Origin of the sequence: Pseudooceanicola aestuariicola, from assembly GCF_045763785.1 — a bacterium.
Lineage (GTDB): Bacteria > Pseudomonadota > Alphaproteobacteria > Rhodobacterales > Rhodobacteraceae > Pseudooceanicola.
The window spans coordinates 1-745 of the sequence record NZ_JBJGSF010000028.1 but is presented as its reverse complement, the minus strand read 5'-3'; the positions used below and the strand labels follow the sequence as shown (position 1 = coordinate 745).

1 rRNA gene is annotated in these 745 nt (G+C 50.5%); it reads left to right on the top strand.

Annotated elements, in window-relative coordinates:
- Positions 1-184: 184 nt before the first annotated feature.
- A 23S ribosomal RNA gene (locus ACI3GR_RS20135) occupies positions 185-745 on the top strand; the annotation flags it as partial.

Below are 745 nucleotides of genomic sequence, written 5' to 3'. Positions count from 1 at the left end.
CTTCGAAAAGAACAACAGTTGTCCAAGTCAAGTACACTAACCAGTCACATCGCAAGATGTGACAACAGTTCGATCCAAATCCGGATCGAGCGGGATAGTATGCTTTTGATCCGGAACAGAGGTCAGCAGACCAACCAGCCTGCATATGACCGCGACAGACGAAAGCCTGTCTTCTTCTGGATCAAATCAAGCGCGAGAAGGGCGTTTGGTGGATGCCTTGGCAGTAAGAGGCGATGAAGGACGTGATACTCTGCGATAAGTCATGGGGAGCTGAGAATAAGCTTTGATCCATGAATTTCCGAATGGGGCAACCCACTTGACAGTTCGTTATTGTTAGCTTCGGCTAATCAATAACCTACTGAAACAAGTACTTATTACCTGAACACATAGGGTTTTAAGAGCAAACCCGGGGAACTGAAACATCTAAGTACCCGGAGGAAAGGACATCAATAGAGACTCCCCTAGTAGCGGCGAGCGAACGGGGACCAGCCGAGCCATGAGAGTGACTAGAACACGTTGGGAAGCGTGGCCATAGCGGGTGACAGCCCCGTATAGGAAGCTCAATTGGACGTATTAAGTAGGGCGGGACACGTGAAATCCTGTCTGAAGATCGGGGGACCACCCCCGAAGGCTAAGTACTCCTTACTGACCGATAGCGAACCAGTACCGTGAGGGAAAGGTGAAAAGCACCCCGACGAGGGGAGTGAAACAGTACCTGAAACCGAACGCCTACAATCAGTCGGAG